Origin of the sequence: Microcoleus sp. D3_18_C2, assembly GCF_036702395.1 — a bacterium.
In the GTDB taxonomy this organism is placed as follows: Bacteria; Cyanobacteriota; Cyanobacteriia; order Cyanobacteriales; family Microcoleaceae; genus Microcoleus.
On sequence record NZ_JAUBTG010000038.1, the window covers coordinates 16,649 to 30,845 of the forward strand.

Genomic DNA, 14,197 nt, shown 5'->3' on the forward strand with positions numbered 1-14,197 from the left:
CGAGAGGGAGGAAATTTTGTGTACTAGCGATATTAATCGCCGATTCCGCAGAGTATTAAGCTGTTGTGCATTTAAATAGAATGTCAAAAAACAATCTAATTCTTGTGGGGTGGGCGTCTCGCCCGCCCTGAATATGCAATTTAAATGCGTGACAGCTTAACAACTAATAACTAAGATATCAAATTTCACCAAATAAAGCAAAGTCCGATACAGGTCGGCTAATTCTTGCTCGTTTTTAACGTAGCGTCGGATAAGTTCCCCCACGCCGATCGCACCTTCCTGCTTAATTGTCTCCAATATCTCCATCTGAATGTTAACAGATGTTCTCCTATCCTCACCAAAACTGGTAAACCTAATTGTCTGTACCTGCTTGAAAAGTTCTGGTGTGGCGATCGCACCCAGACTCAGCATCATCTCATTGCTTAAACTTCTAGTCGCATAATTAGCCAATACCCGAAACGGATCGTCGCCTAGGGGATAAGGCGGCTTCCCAGGTTTTAAAGGTGCTGACTCCGGTGCCCCCTGGCGAATTTCTGCTAATTCCCGCCACAATTGTTCGTAAGCAGCAATTACTACTTTCCAATCATAAATTTCCCTCGCCCTTTGTCGGGCATTTTCCCCCATCCGCTTTCTCAATTCGGGGTTTTCAATTAATTGGCACAACGCCAGGGTGCAAGCATCAATGTCAACTGCTGTGGCGAGGGAAGTGTGACCCATGTAAGTCGGCCAATTTAAGCTGCCGTCGAGATAATTTAGGGCTAAATCTAAACAAGATTCGGGGGGCGGGATGAGTGTGGGAATGCGGAAGCCGTCTATTTCGTGGCGTACAGATTCTTTGTATCCGTTCCAATCGGAGACTATGGCCGGGAGTCCGTTCGCCATGGCTTCTATTGGTGTCAGTCCGAAGGATTCTTGAATGTTGTCGGAAAGCGAAATGAAAATGTCGGCCGCCGACCAAATATTTATTCTAATTTCGGGCTGTCTCCCATCTAAAAAAATAGCATTCACCGAGGGACAAAATATTGGCGCGCTCTTTTTAAAGTCGGGTTCTTCTCTCGGATCTTCGATCCAACCGGCTTGAATTAAGTGGATTTTGGCTTTTGTCTGTTGTGCCGCCCGTTCTAGGGAGATGTACATGGGTACCGGATGAGCTTTTGCAGAAAAAGTCAATCTACCGACAAATAACACAACAATATCTTCGGGAGAAATGCCGAGTTCTTGTCGCATTTGGTGGCGAATATTCACTGCTTCCACACCCTGCGGAAACGCGCTGCAATCGACTCCGAGGGGAATAACGGGGAATTTGACCAAAATTTCCGGTTTACCGCCGTTGCGCTGGGCTAAATATTCAGACCACTCTCTCATAACTCCTTCTACTGCTGTTTTCACGGCGGCAGATGTGCAGATCAGGGCGTCCCAAGGCTGCATGGGTGCGGTGATCAAATCGCCGATCGCCTCCATGATGTATTTTGTACCGATCGTGTGAGTAACGCCGCAAACGCTGTAGGCCCGCTGATCGACAAATCTGCGCGCCCAAACCATCTGCGACAGAACCGGATCGGGTCGGTAAATTGTGCCCGGTTGAGATAGCAAATCCGGTCGTTCCATGGGAATCCAGCGGACTTTCCGAGGTGTTTGCAGCCAAGGTTGGATGTGCGAACAAAACTCCTTAAAGGTTGTTTCGCTATCGGCGCAACAGTAGAGAGAGTCGGCGGTTCCGTGTTGGACTAAGCTTTTGAGAAACCCTTCTCCGGCTGAATGACGCCCCAGAAGTTTTTTGCCTCCGGTGTGGTAGCCCTCTTTGTTGTATAAAACCGCTGCCGTTATATCCATTCTGAGATTTATTGCTTGAGAGTTGACTGAAGAAGCCAGAGGGCATTCGGGATCAGGCTTTGATGAAAAACCAGGAGACTGTTGTGAATCAAACCCTTGCTGTTAGGGAGGCTTGCAGAACAGGATCGCCGCTTGTCCCGCGATATCTTAAAGACGATCGTCTTAGAGTACAATGCTTACGGCTAAAGAAGGATTGGCAAGAGCGGATTTTAGTGCTATCCTCATGCCCATGCTTGGGGGCGATCGCCTTTTGGGTCTCCCATCTTATCCGATCCGGAACCAAACAGTGCCTGTGGTATAATGCTTTAGCCTTGCTAAATGCCCGATTTGCAAGTGCTTGATCAAAGCAGCAGTTCGTCGGCAAAACGTTACCTCTACTCGATCGCGTCTTTGTCTTTAAAAACCGATAATCATGTACAACCCATCTCTGCGTCAAATTCCTCGCCATTTACCTGCGGATGTAATTCCATTAAAACAGCAATCTTCTCTTTTAGACTGGTTGGAATCTAACAATCGCCTGTTAGCAAGGGATGTCCAAGAACCCGACTATCTGCACGAAGAAGAAATTTCTGAACTGATGGCAGTTGACGACAGTCCTTACGATGATTTAGAAGATGAAGTAGAAGAGGATGTGAGTGTAGGCGAAGAATAACGGGTAAAAGGGTGAAGAAATCAACCGGAAACAGGGAAGAAAAACTCAGAGATTTCTCAATCTCCTGTATCGCACCCTATTCCCCCATTGTCAATTGCTTATTCTCAAATAGTGTGTGGTGAGGAGTGTTATGGATAACTTTTTGGATGAGAAAATCTCTTTTAGTCTGCCTTTCAAACTTACAGGCAAGAATTTATTCCTGCTGCTGGGTTTGGGGCTCGGCACTGTAGCGATCGGTTTAGATGTAGTAGCGGGTAGATTTTTGAATTTACCTGCATCGCTATTTATGCCGCTAGTTGTTTGTGCTGTAGTTGCGTCGGGGTTGGGCTATGCAGTGGTGCCCGTACTCCAGCAACTAAAAGCAGGACAAATAATTCGCGAAGACGGCCCCCAAGCCCATTTGAAAAAAGCGGGAACGCCGACAATGGGAGGCATCTTTTTTATACCTGCAGGGGTAGCAGTCGCTTTACTTTGGTCTAAGTTTAACTTAGATGTTGTTGCCGTATCGGCTTTAACTTTAGCTTACGGTTTCATTGGCTGGCTCGATGACTGGCAAATTCTGCGACGCAAGTCGAACAAAGGTATTTCACCTCGGATGAAATTGGCTTTGCAAATAAGTTTTGCTGCTCTATTTTGTCTGTGGCTGATGTTTCATCAACCTGCAATTTCTACGAATGTTGCTTTGCCTTTCGGTTGGGTATTGCCGTTAGGTTTGCTGTTCTGGCCGCTGGCTGGTTTTGTGCTAGTTGCCGAAAGCAATGCTACTAATCTTACCGATGGTGTTGACGGGTTGATGGGAGGTTTGGGGGCGATCGCACTTTTGGGATTGGGCGCATCTGTAGCCTCAACTTCGCCAGAATTAATGATATTTTGCGCTTGCATCAGCGGCAGTTGTTTCGGTTTCTTAGCACACAACCGCAATCCAGCCAAGGTGTTTATGGGCGATACAGGTGCTTTAGCTTTGGGCGGTGCGTTGGGTGCGGTAGCTTTATTAACAAATAGCCTTTGGATATTATTAATTATCAGCGGGATTTTCTTTATTGAAACGCTGTCAGTAATTGCTCAAGTAGGTTATTACAAAGCTACAAAAGGGCCTGATGGAATCGGCAAGCGTCTGTTAAGAATGGCTCCACTGCACCATCATTTAGAGTTGTGCGGGTGGTTGGAAACTCAGGTTGTTGGCATTTTTTATTTAACTAACGGGGCGTTAGTGTTAATGATTCTGATGTTAACTAGCAACATTTGAGAAGAGATTGCGTGACGGATTGCACAGGGGATGTAAGAGATATTTTCTACTATTTCATAGAAACAGGCAAGATGCCTGTTCCACAATAACTGAATGCAGTTGTGGAACAGGCATCTTGCCTGTTTAAGGCTCGGAAGTTATAATTTTGAGAATTGATATCCTCAGTTAATGCAATGGAAATTAGTAACACTTTTTAATTATTTGAATAACCGCGAAGAGGGTTCTAGGACAAAGGAAGAACTACATTTGCTTATTTATCTTCCTTAGCGCCTTCGCGGTTCGTTTAATCTTACTCAATATTAGTTATGCTATCGTTTACGGTTGTTTCTGAATGACTAAAACGTTTTTACCGGAGGTTTCGGTGGTTGTGCCTGTTTACAACGGCGAGATGGATTTGCCGGAGTTGATCGAGTGCCTGCGATCGCAAACTTATCCGCCACACAGAGTAGAATATCTCTTAGTAGACAACAACAGTCGCGATCGCACTTCAGCAATCCTCCAAACAGCAGCCTCTAACCCCCCCTCACTCCCCCCCTTGGTAACGGGAGGAAGCAATTTCAATCACATAACCATTCGCCACCTCACCGAAAATCAGATTCAAAGTTCCTACGCCGCCCGCAATCAAGGAATTCGCGCATCCACAGGCGAAATCATTGCATTTACCGATGCAGACTGTCGCCCGGAATCTGACTGGCTGGAAAATTTAGTTAAGCCATTTGTTGACTTAGAAGTAGGAATTAGCGCTGGGGAAATACTCGCTTTGCCCGGTAAAACTATCTTAGAACAACACGCCGATCGCCAAAATACTTTATCTCAAAAACATACCCTCGCTCACCCTTTTTGTCCCTACGGTCAAACCGCCAACTTAGCTGTACGGAGGCTAGTCTTACAACAAATAGGATTATTTCGCCCGCATCTCACCAGCGGCGGCGATGCTGACTTGTGTTGGCGGATTTTGCGCGAAACATCCTATAAAATGTATTTTGCCGAAAATGCGATCGTCCGACACCGCCACCGTTATACAATAAAACAGTTGCAAAGTCAATGGTATCGGTACGGCGAATCTAATAAATATTTGCACGAACTCCACGGTGTCGATTTGATGCGAGAATTGACAGCACCGGAATATTTTTATCGGCTGGCTAGATGGCTGTTAAAAGAATTTCCTGTGGCTGCTGCCAAAAGTGCGATGGCCCAAGCCGATATGGTAGATTTGTTTAATACGCCGATCGGTCTAGTGAATGTTAGGGCAAGGGCGATCGGACAGCGCCAAGCCAAACTTCCTTTAGCAGCTTGGCAGATTGAGCGATTTTAATATTTTAGACCATAAGCACTTCACGGGCGGGGAGGATGCCCAACTCCTACTCCCCACAAAAAAATTGAATTCTTTGTGGAACAGGCATCTTGCCTTTTCTAAATAAGCATTTCACGGGCAGGCAGGAAGCCCAACCCCTACTCCCCACAAAAAAATTGAATTCTTTGTGGAACAGGCATCTTGCCTGTTCCTCAAAATGGTGCAAGATGTGCGATCGACAAATATTCGTTTGTACACCATCCCGCCCCTATATACCTATAAGTAGAGGTTATCGGTATAGATAAGTATGCTGAATCAGAAATATGAAAATTTAACGCAATACTTAATATAAAATTAATAAGTCTATTCTTCCCGCCTAGTATCAAAACAACGAGTAACTCGAATACTGACGCCAAAATAGCCTCTAATTCTGCCTTCTGGCTTTCGCCGTGCTGTTGTTTGCCCGATCGGAATTATTCTCAGAATTTTAAATTTTTGTAACCTTTACAGGTAATGCCAATGGCTCAAATCTTACTCCAGACCGTTTGGTTTATACCTTGCTATCCACTTATCGGCGGAGTTCTGTCGATGCTGTGGTTTCCAGCAGTTACCCGCCGCACGGGGCCAAGACCATCCGGTTACGTGAACGCCATCTTAACCTTGTTCGCTTTCTTACACGGCGTCATAGCCCTGACAGCTATCTGGAACCAACCGGCGCAACACCAGTTAATTCCCTGGCTGAATGTAGCAGGTTTAGACTTAACCATTCCCGTAGAAATCTCTGCTGTCACCGTCGGGGCGACAGTTTTGATTACCGGACTGAACTTGCTGGCGCAGATTTATGCTTTCGGTTACATGGAAATGGACTGGGGCTGGGCGAGGTTCTTTTCCCTGATGGGGCTGTTTGAAGCGGGGATGTGCGGCTTGGTACTGTGCAATTCCCTCTTCTTCAGTTACATGATTTTAGAAGTTCTGACTTTGGGCACTTACCTGTTAGTCGGGCTGTGGTTCAATCAGTCTTTGGTGGTGACAGGAGCCCGCGACGCTTTCTTAACCAAGCGGGTGGGAGATTTATTCCTGCTGATGGGAGTAGTCGCAATTCTGCCGCTGGCTGGAACTTGGAATTTTGATGAGTTGGCTGTTTGGGCTCAAACTGCAAAGCTTGACCCTACTGTAGCGACACTGTTGAGCTTAGCCTTGATTGCCGGCCCGATGGGTAAGTGCGCTCAGTTTCCCTTGCACCTGTGGCTGGATGAGGCGATGGAAGGCCCGCTACCGGCGACGATTTTGCGGAACACCGTAGTTGTGGAAACTGGTGCTTGGATATTGATTAAGTTGCAGCCGGTGATTGCTTTGTCGCCGATCGGACTGAAGACAGCTATTATTGTAGGCGCCGCGACGGCGGTTGGCGCTTCATTAATTGCGATCGCCCAAATTGACATCAAGCGCACGCTTTCCTATATAGTCAGCTCTTACATGGGCTTAGTATTTATCGCCGTCGGCACCGGACAAGCCCAGACAGCCCTGACATTAATATTTGCCTACAGTTTGGCCATGGGTTTGCTGGTGATGAGCATCGGTTCGGTAGTTTGGAACAGCATCACTCAGGATGTCCGATCTCTCGGCGGTTTGTGGGAAAAGCGGCCAATATCGGCAATATCGTTTATTGTCGGTAGCGCTGGATTGGTGGGACTACCGCCCTTCGGCTGCTTCTGGGCTTTAGAAGACTTCACATCAGGACTGTCGGAAGCTCACCCTTCCTTGTTAGGAATAGTGCTGTTTGTCAACGGTGTAACTGCTTTTGGGTTGGTGCGCGTCTTCGGTTTAGTTTTTGGCGGCAAACCAAAGCAAATGACCGAACGTTCGCCGGAAGTTCACTGGCCTTTTATCTTGCCGATGACTGTTTTAATGGGCTTTACTTTGCACGTTCCGCACTTGCTGGCTGCGTGGCATTTAGTGCCGGGGGCAAGTTTGAATTATACCGCAACTGGATTGCTAGTTTTGTCAACGGCGATCGGCATCAGTGCCGGAGCATTTGTTTACCTGAACGAAAAATGGGAAAAACCGGTACGAATTGGTTCTGAAGCTTTGCAAGACTTTTTTGCTTACGACTTTTACACGGCAAAACTTTACCGGGTGACTGTGATATTTGCAGTCGGTTTAGTTGCTCAAATCATCTCGTGGTTCGATCGCAATATTGTTGACGGATTCGCGAACTTAATCGGTTTTGCAACGGTTTTCGGCGGGCAAAGCCTCAAATACAACGTTAACGGTCAAACTCAGTTTTACGCCCTAACAATTCTGTTCGGAGTAGCAGTTTTGGGACTACTCATAAGCTGGCCTTTGCTAGCTCGCTTGTCGCTGATTGTAGGCGGGTAAAGACATATAAAATTGAAGATTTTAGGTGACAGTTTTAATCTAAAATCTTAAAAACCTGAAATCTTGAACAAAGATTTCCCACTCGTTCAAATAAGGCAGCATAAATGACCTCAGACAACAGACACTTCAATCTTTCCCGACGCAATTCCCTCAAATTTGTCGCAGGAGCCATTGGTACAGGGATACTCGCAGCAGGAGCAGGCGCTGATTTGGCTGCACCCGAACCAGCAATTGCTCAAAATGACATGACTCCCGATGCAGCTTTGCAAAAGTTAATGAGCGGGAACAAGCGGTTTGTTGAAAAAAAACGCCGAGGTTTTAACCAAAACTTATCCGATCTCGCCCAAGTGGCCATATCTCAAAAACCTTTTGCTGCTATTCTCGGCTGTTCGGATTCCCGTTTCCCTTCCGAGATTATTTTCGACCAAGGATTTGGAGATTTATTTGTCTGTCGAGTCGCCGGCAATGTGGCGACTCCCGAAGAAATTGGCAGCCTGGAATTTGGCACGTTGGTGTTGGGAGCAAAAGTGCTGATGGTAATCGGGCATAAAAGGTGCGGTGCGGTAGAAGCTACCATTAAAGGTGCTCAAGTTCCCGGTCAAATTGGCAGTTTGCTCGACGCCATTAAGCCTGCTGTAGAAAGCTCAAAAAACCAAACGGGCGATCATCTAGAAAATGCTTCAAAAGCAAATGTTATCCTGCAAACTAGAAAATTAAAAGCATCTCCAGTGATCTCTCAGTTAATTCTGGAGAATAAACTGAAAGTGGTGGGTGGCTATTACGATTTAGATACGGGTCTCATCAATAGGTTGGTTGAGTCTTAAACAGTTAACAGTTAACAGTTAACAGTTAACAGTTGACAGTTGGTAGGGGCTGTGCCCCCGTGCCCGCCCCCAGAGTTAGTTGACCTGGGACAGTTGACCTGGGACAGCAAGGGGTTTTAACAGCCTACAATTGACAGTTGACAATTGACAGCGAGGGGTTTGTAACAGCGAAAAATTGAAATTTGACAATTGACGCTTGATAACTATCAACTATCAACTCTCAACTCTCAAAGATTGACTATCAACTATCAACTCTCAATAGATTCTTTACTCTTTACTCTTCACACATTATGCTTAGTGCCTTGCTCTGGTTGCCCGCGTTGGGCGCTGCGGTAGTCGGGTTCCTGCCCGGAAACATAAATGGGATGCGCCTGCGTTCAATAGCCTCAGCTTTTGCTGCTGTTGTTTTCCTGTTGAATATCTGGCTGTTAACTCAATTCGATCCAGCAAATTCGGGACTGCAATTTCAAGAATATTTGCCTTGGATTCCACAATTAGGTTTGAGCTACAATTTGGGCATTGACGGCTTGTCATTGCCGCTGCTGGTTTTAAGTGCTTTGCTGACGCTATTAGTCATTTACGGCACGGGCGAAAAGATGGAGCGCCCCCAGCTTTACTACGCTTTGATTTTGCTAATCAATGCTGGTATTGCCGGAGCTTTGATGTCTCAAAATTTGCTGCTGTTTGTACTGTTTTACGAAGTAGAATTAATTCCTTTTTACCTGTTGATTGCGATTTGGGGCGGAAAGCAGCGGGAATACGCTGCCATGAAGTTTTTGATCTACACGGCAGTTTCGGGACTTTTAGTGCTAGCAGCATTTTTGGGTGTGGCTTGGCTTAGCGGTTCTTTAAATTTCGATTACAGTGCGATTACCACTCAAGAATTGCCGAGAAATGTGCAGTTAATCCTGCTAACAATTTTGCTAATTGGGTTGGGAATTAAAATTCCCTTGGTGCCACTGCATACTTGGCTACCGGATGCTTACGTGGAAGCTTCGCCAGCAACAGCAATTTTGCTGGGAGGGATTCTGGCGAAGTTGGGAACTTACGGTTTAGTGCGGTTTGGCTTGCAGATGTTTCCCGAAACTTGGTCGATTATCGCTCCCGGTTTAGCGATTATCGGGACTGTGAGCGTGATGTACGGTGCTTTGAGCGCGATCGCCCAAAAAGACATCAAACGCATGGTAGCCTATAGTTCGATCGGGCATATGGGCTACATCCTCGTTGCCTGCGCTGCGGGTACGAAGCTGGCATTAATCGGTGCAGTCGGGCAAATGGTAAGCCACGGCTTAATTTTAGCTTTGCTATTTTATTTAGTAGGCATCATCGAAAGCAAAGTCGGCACGCGAGATTTGGACGTGCTCAACGGTTTGATGAATCCGATGCGGGGTTTACCCACGGCTAGTTCCCTGTTAGTTTTGGGCGGCATGGCAAGCGCCGGCATTCCCGGTTTGGTGGGTTTTATTGCCGAATTTTTAGTATTTCAAGGCAGTTTCTCTATCTTTCCAATTCCCACTTTAATCTGCATTTTAGCTTCGGGTTTAACAGCCGTTTACTTTGTGATTCTGCTCAACCGCACCTGTTTTGGGAAGTTGGACAATGCCACGGCTTACTACCCTCCAGTTACGTTTGCTGAAAATATGCCGGCGCTGGTTTTGGCGGGCATCATTTTCGTGTTGGGAATTCAACCTGCTTGGCTGCTCAAGTGGAGCGAATCGACTACAAATGCGATCGTTGCTACTCTGCCGGCTGACAGGAATACCCAAGTTGCTATTAGCTATCCTTGGAAAAAATCAGCGATTGAAATCGCCTTTACACAAACGAAGTCTGTCTCCGCAGACTGAGATAGTTCAGCGATTAAAATAGGGTCGGCACTTGCCTTGTGTCCGACTATGCTGCCTCACAAATATCTACTCGTTACTAGGCTCTGTATCCAATTTTAATGCAAGATTTTGGACGCAGAGCCTCCAGATAAATACCAGGAGATGAGCGCTCATGAAACCGAAAAAACTTTTCAGTGTATCCGCCGTTACAACCCTTCTTTTAGTAATGGCAACTTCTGCTTTTGCACAAGCTATAACTCGAATTCGCGATTTGCCAGCATCGAAAACAGGAATTACCATCTCTGGCCGAGTAGTCGGTTTTGGAGAAGCTGATGAAAATGAGTGGATTTTAAATGACGGCAGCGGTCAAGTTAAAGTCGATGCCGGCCCGCGCAGGTGGCGCAATATTAATCTATCAGAAGGGGAAACAATTACCGTTGTTGGCGAAATGGATGACGGCGAATTTGATGCTTTTTCGATAACTCTGTCGAACGGATCAATTATCAACATCCGCTCTCCACAAGGCCCGCCTCCTTGGGCTGGAAAAGAGGAAAAATAACTGTAAAAAGCAGCGCTATCTTTCCGAAAAGCATGAGATTTGGGAGAACCTAATTCCCGAATAGAGCAATTTATAAATAGTAAAATTCAGTCAAACAAAGGAAGAAACAATGGTACAAACCCCTAATAAACCAGCAACTAAACTACCCCCTTCAAAACACGAATTTGCCGAAATAATTCACAGACTGGAAGCGGGCGGCGCTATGATTCCAGATACGCCGGAAAATCTGATGCAAATCATCGCTATCTGGAAAGCTTACGCGGTGCCGATGGACTTCTACTGGCGGGATTTGCTTTACATCGCCGAACGAGTATTTTTACACCCGCTTCCTTTCTTTAAATACTTTTTACCGCAAGAGTATTTAGATTTACAAAATCACTATGCAGGCGACGGTGCAGATTTGCGGATTTGGCGCGGTACTGGAAGTGTCCACCCAGAACTTTTGGAGTTCATGGAGAAGGGTGAAACTGGTAAACTCCCGCGACTGTTCCATCATTTGTGGCACGATCGCATTAACATGGAATTTGCCGAAGAGTGCATGAGGTCAATGCTTTGGCACCGGGGCTTGTACGTCCCAACCAATCAATTCGATCCTTATTTGGACAGTGACGAATATAAAGCTAATGCCGATCGCGCAATTAAAGCTTACTTCAAAAAAGACCCGTTCATGCTGGCAATTCACAAAGCATTTCCCGAAATGTTTTTAGAACAGTGCCGCCAAATGTCTTATTACAGCAATCTCGGTTTATTCTGGGAAGTAATGGCACCAGTGTTTTTTGAAGTTTCCGACTTGTACGACGAAGGGAAAATTACCACAGTCCCGCAGGCGATGGATTTCCTAGTAAATGGCATATTTGCGATCGCCGGAAGACCCATTTACCACCATGTCCAAATCGACGGTGAAACCTACGAAATCATCCCCAAATCTAAAGGTTTCACTTGGCTTTACGAAGCAGCGTTACCTTACGTGGAAGCTGTATTTTATCGCACTTCGCCATTCCGAGGCACCAAATCTTACAACGCTCAAGCTAGAGAAGTTCCTGACGACCAAAAAGACTTCCACTACGGAGTTTTGTATGCAGACAAATTCCCGGTAGGTACGGCGGGGATTCCGCCGACTTTGCTAGCACAAGATATGCTGCATTTCCTGCCGCCTTATTTGATGGATTTCTACAAACAGCGCTGTCGCGGTGAAGATGATATCCTAAATCAAATTGGGGTGACATTCCAGCGATCGATGTACTGCGTAACTTCGGCGGTGATTCAAGCGTTACGGACTGCTCTTTTGTATCCTTTAGATGACCCGAATCCAAAGCATTTGAAGGCAAATCGGGCTTTCTTTGAGTCTCAGATCGATCGCTTCTGTCGCCCGGAATACGGCATGAAATATGCTGCGAAGCTCAAGAATATTCAGACTTCGGATTATAGGTAAAAGATGTTTGCGGGAGGCATATTAGCTTCCAAGTCCGCCAATCCGTTAGTCCGCCAGGGGTTTCAACCCCTGGCTCAAAGCTCAAGTCGGTTGAAACCGACTGGGAAAAATCAGAGCTTTTTAAGCCGTTTCAAAAGTCCTATAATATTAGATTAGTTGGTCTCAGAATTATTCATCTCTCTCTTCTCTTCCTCTGCGTTCTCTGCGTTCTCTGCGGTTTAATCATTCCGATATAAAAAATAATCAATAACTATGGACAGCAAACAGCTAGCCAAATATATCGAAGCAACCGATGGGATTTCCAAACCTTGGCTGTTGGTGCAACTGCGGCTGAAAAAATTGCAAGAAAGGCGATCGGAGATTTCTGCTGAAGAGTATATGACAGAACTTACCGATATCCACAAAGATTTAATGAATCTGGGGGAATGGTGGCTGGGAATCGAAGATGAAGTGTTTTAAAATTTAATTGAAAGTTCAAGTAGGATTAAGTCGAGCGCACTTTAAAATTTATCCATCAAATCTTTTTCTTGGGCATAGACATCTCGTAGCTGTTGCAGCGCGGGCCCAGAAATGACCGATTTAACAGTAGCTACCAATTGGCCCCACTCTAGCAAGCTGTCAACGGAAACAGCTTTTTTGAACTTGTACGTGTAGAATTTAGTCCAAAATGCTGGTGCTTGCTTGCTTTTCCAGCGTTTGTACCATCTGCCAAAATCTTGAAGTGCGATCGGCTGTACTTGTAAAATAGGAGGAAAATCGGCGTAGCTAACAAAGCGGCTGATGCCTTTGGCGTGAACGTACACCATGTAACGACAGCATTCGATGCGGTAAATCTCGTCTGCTGTGATATTGAACAGGAGTGCAACTGTTTCTTCGGTAACGAATCTCGCCAGCGGATGCAGGATTGGCGATTTGTGAATTATTCTGGATTCTGCGATCGTCCGCGATTTTGCCGGAGTTTCTGATATCATGGCTAGTACACCTCTGGATATGGTTAGTAGACTTCTGGATATGGCAAATGCACTTTTTGATAGAAAGAAATAATCTGTCCAGATTAGGTTTTACAGACGATCGCCCTTTAGTTTTCCAGGCCGGGGGGCGATCGCTCTTTACATATAAAATTGTACGACGCAATTGCATCAACTGTCAAGCATGGGTTTAGTCAGGCTAAAAATTCGGGAACTAGCGGCGGAGAAGGGCTGGACGCTTAAGGAAGTATCCGATCGTTCCGGGGTAATTTATAGCACTGTCAGAAGCTATGCTCGTCGTCCTGAAATGGCAATGGTTGACTTTACTTGCCTGCGGAAGTTAGCTCGGACTTTTGATGTGATGATTGAGGATCTGGTTGAGGTTTTGGAGGAATAGGTCGATCGACCTTAAGTTGTCTAGACCGGGGGCGATCGCTTTTTTAGATGCAATTATCTTAAAACGCAACTGCATTATTTGTCAAGCATGGGTTTAGTCAGAGTTAAAGTGCGAGAGCTAGCGGCCGAGAGAGGCTGGACATTCAAGGAGGTGGCTGAGCGATCGGGCGTGATCTATAGCACCATAACCAGCTATGCTCGTCGTTCAGAAATATCAATGGTTGACTTTACCGCCCTGTACAAGTTAGCGCGGGCCTTTGATGTGATGATTGAGGACTTGGTGGAGATTATTGAGGAATAGGTAGATCGTCCGCGATTTTGCCGGAGTTTCTGATATCATAATAGACGCATCTCTTGATTGTAGGTGTGTACATCTTTTTGTTGTAGATGTGCAGGACAGAGATTATCTGTCCTGATTAGGTTTAATAGGCGATCGCCCTTAGTTGTCCAGACGTGAGGCGATCGCTTTTTCAGATATCTAATATTAAACGACAGCAGATTGTCATTTGTCAAGTCAGTATGAGCAAAGGCTTAGTGAGGTTGCGGATTCGGGAGTTTGCGGCCCAGAACGGCTGGACACTTAAGGAAGTTTCCGATCGATCGGGCGTTGGTTACAGCACCATCAGAAACTACGCCCAATGTCAAGGCATGACAACCGTTAATTTTGCCTACTTGCACAGGTTGGCTCGCACGTTTGACGTAATGATTGAGGATTTGGTGGAGATTTTGGAGGAATAGGTCTATCGGCCACGATATTGACTGATTTTCAGATATCATGGTGAGTCAACCTA

The 14,197-nt window shown here is 46.0% G+C and carries 14 protein-coding genes; 12 read left to right on the forward strand and 2 right to left on the reverse strand.

The window, feature by feature from the left end; all coding sequences use genetic code 11:
- Nucleotides 1-156: 156 nt before the first annotated feature.
- Entirely contained in the window at nucleotides 157-1,833 is a 1,677-nt protein-coding gene (locus QUA88_RS20360; RefSeq protein ID WP_333273481.1) for a glycosyltransferase family 4 protein, read from the reverse strand.
- A 412-nt stretch (nucleotides 1,834-2,245) separates the two neighbouring features.
- Between QUA88_RS20360 and QUA88_RS20365 the strand changes: the two genes are divergently transcribed.
- The 9 genes from QUA88_RS20365 (at nucleotide 2,246) to QUA88_RS20405 (ending at nucleotide 12,501) form a co-directional block, all read left to right on the forward strand.
- Nucleotides 2,246-2,485 carry a DUF3134 domain-containing protein gene (locus QUA88_RS20365; RefSeq protein ID WP_190659900.1) on the forward strand — a complete coding sequence of 80 codons (240 nt, stop codon included), beginning with the start codon at nucleotides 2,246-2,248 and terminating at the stop codon, nucleotides 2,483-2,485.
- 130 nt (nucleotides 2,486-2,615) lie between these two features.
- Nucleotides 2,616-3,731: a phospho-N-acetylmuramoyl-pentapeptide-transferase gene (mraY, locus tag QUA88_RS20370; RefSeq protein ID WP_333055345.1), complete on the forward strand. Its 1,116-nt coding sequence runs from the start codon at nucleotides 2,616-2,618 to the stop codon at nucleotides 3,729-3,731.
- Nucleotides 3,732-4,062: 331 nt separating this feature from the next.
- Nucleotides 4,063-5,046 carry a glycosyltransferase gene (locus tag QUA88_RS20375; RefSeq protein WP_333055346.1) on the forward strand — a complete coding sequence of 328 codons (984 nt, stop codon included), beginning with the start codon at nucleotides 4,063-4,065 and terminating at the stop codon, nucleotides 5,044-5,046.
- A gap of 498 nt (nucleotides 5,047-5,544) precedes the next feature.
- Nucleotides 5,545-7,404 (forward strand): NAD(P)H-quinone oxidoreductase subunit F, encoded by a 1,860-nt coding sequence (locus tag QUA88_RS20380; RefSeq protein WP_333055347.1) that lies wholly within the window; start codon nucleotides 5,545-5,547, stop codon nucleotides 7,402-7,404.
- Nucleotides 7,405-7,508: 104 nt separating this feature from the next.
- A complete protein-coding gene (locus QUA88_RS20385) occupies nucleotides 7,509-8,228 on the forward strand; it encodes a carbonic anhydrase (protein WP_333055348.1) in 720 nt (239 codons plus the stop codon).
- Nucleotides 8,229-8,518: 290 nt separating this feature from the next.
- On the forward strand, nucleotides 8,519-10,072 hold the full coding sequence (locus QUA88_RS20390) for an NADH-quinone oxidoreductase subunit M (RefSeq protein ID WP_333209652.1): 1,554 nt from the start codon (nucleotides 8,519-8,521) through the stop codon (nucleotides 10,070-10,072).
- A gap of 151 nt (nucleotides 10,073-10,223) precedes the next feature.
- Nucleotides 10,224-10,610 carry a NirD/YgiW/YdeI family stress tolerance protein gene (locus QUA88_RS20395; protein ID WP_333055351.1) on the forward strand — a complete coding sequence of 129 codons (387 nt, stop codon included), beginning with the start codon at nucleotides 10,224-10,226 and terminating at the stop codon, nucleotides 10,608-10,610.
- A gap of 109 nt (nucleotides 10,611-10,719) precedes the next feature.
- Nucleotides 10,720-12,042, forward strand: coding sequence for a CO2 hydration protein (locus tag QUA88_RS20400; protein WP_333209656.1), 1,323 nt, complete (start codon nucleotides 10,720-10,722; stop codon nucleotides 12,040-12,042).
- 252 nt (nucleotides 12,043-12,294) lie between these two features.
- Complete coding sequence (locus QUA88_RS20405; protein ID WP_333055353.1) at nucleotides 12,295-12,501, forward strand: hypothetical protein; 207 nt, start codon at nucleotides 12,295-12,297, stop codon at nucleotides 12,499-12,501.
- Nucleotides 12,502-12,542: 41 nt separating this feature from the next.
- Here the strand turns inward: QUA88_RS20405 and QUA88_RS20410 are convergent, their stop codons facing one another.
- Nucleotides 12,543-13,013 carry a hypothetical protein gene (locus QUA88_RS20410; protein ID WP_333055354.1) on the reverse strand — a complete coding sequence of 157 codons (471 nt, stop codon included), beginning with the start codon at nucleotides 13,011-13,013 and terminating at the stop codon, nucleotides 12,543-12,545.
- A 181-nt stretch (nucleotides 13,014-13,194) separates the two neighbouring features.
- On the opposite strand from QUA88_RS20410, the gene QUA88_RS20415 reads away from it, so the two are divergent.
- The 3 genes from QUA88_RS20415 (at nucleotide 13,195) to QUA88_RS20425 (ending at nucleotide 14,144) form a co-directional block, all read left to right on the forward strand.
- Complete coding sequence (locus QUA88_RS20415) at nucleotides 13,195-13,407, forward strand: helix-turn-helix domain-containing protein (protein WP_006631307.1); 213 nt, start codon at nucleotides 13,195-13,197, stop codon at nucleotides 13,405-13,407.
- Nucleotides 13,408-13,494: 87 nt separating this feature from the next.
- Nucleotides 13,495-13,707, forward strand: a complete 213-nt coding sequence (locus QUA88_RS20420) for a helix-turn-helix domain-containing protein (RefSeq protein ID WP_006631308.1) — start codon at nucleotides 13,495-13,497, stop codon at nucleotides 13,705-13,707.
- Between the two features lie 218 nt (nucleotides 13,708-13,925).
- Nucleotides 13,926-14,144 carry a helix-turn-helix domain-containing protein gene (locus QUA88_RS20425; RefSeq protein ID WP_293135490.1) on the forward strand — a complete coding sequence of 73 codons (219 nt, stop codon included), beginning with the start codon at nucleotides 13,926-13,928 and terminating at the stop codon, nucleotides 14,142-14,144.
- Nucleotides 14,145-14,197: the final 53 nt, after the last annotated feature.

Coding starts and splice junctions, on each gene's coding strand:
- QUA88_RS20360 (WP_333273481.1), bottom strand. CDS start 1,833: ATGGATATAACGGCAGCGGTTTTATACAACAAAGAGGGCTACCACACC.
- QUA88_RS20365 (WP_190659900.1), top strand. CDS start 2,246: ATGTACAACCCATCTCTGCGTCAAATTCCTCGCCATTTACCTGCGGAT.
- mraY (WP_333055345.1), top strand. CDS start 2,616: ATGGATAACTTTTTGGATGAGAAAATCTCTTTTAGTCTGCCTTTCAAA.
- QUA88_RS20375 (WP_333055346.1), top strand. CDS start 4,063: ATGACTAAAACGTTTTTACCGGAGGTTTCGGTGGTTGTGCCTGTTTAC.
- QUA88_RS20380 (WP_333055347.1), top strand. CDS start 5,545: ATGGCTCAAATCTTACTCCAGACCGTTTGGTTTATACCTTGCTATCCA.
- QUA88_RS20385 (WP_333055348.1), top strand. CDS start 7,509: ATGACCTCAGACAACAGACACTTCAATCTTTCCCGACGCAATTCCCTC.
- QUA88_RS20390 (WP_333209652.1), top strand. CDS start 8,519: ATGCTTAGTGCCTTGCTCTGGTTGCCCGCGTTGGGCGCTGCGGTAGTC.
- QUA88_RS20395 (WP_333055351.1), top strand. CDS start 10,224: ATGAAACCGAAAAAACTTTTCAGTGTATCCGCCGTTACAACCCTTCTT.
- QUA88_RS20400 (WP_333209656.1), top strand. CDS start 10,720: ATGGTACAAACCCCTAATAAACCAGCAACTAAACTACCCCCTTCAAAA.
- QUA88_RS20405 (WP_333055353.1), top strand. CDS start 12,295: ATGGACAGCAAACAGCTAGCCAAATATATCGAAGCAACCGATGGGATT.
- QUA88_RS20410 (WP_333055354.1), bottom strand. CDS start 13,013: ATGATATCAGAAACTCCGGCAAAATCGCGGACGATCGCAGAATCCAGA.
- QUA88_RS20415 (WP_006631307.1), top strand. CDS start 13,195: ATGGGTTTAGTCAGGCTAAAAATTCGGGAACTAGCGGCGGAGAAGGGC.
- QUA88_RS20420 (WP_006631308.1), top strand. CDS start 13,495: ATGGGTTTAGTCAGAGTTAAAGTGCGAGAGCTAGCGGCCGAGAGAGGC.
- QUA88_RS20425 (WP_293135490.1), top strand. CDS start 13,926: ATGAGCAAAGGCTTAGTGAGGTTGCGGATTCGGGAGTTTGCGGCCCAG.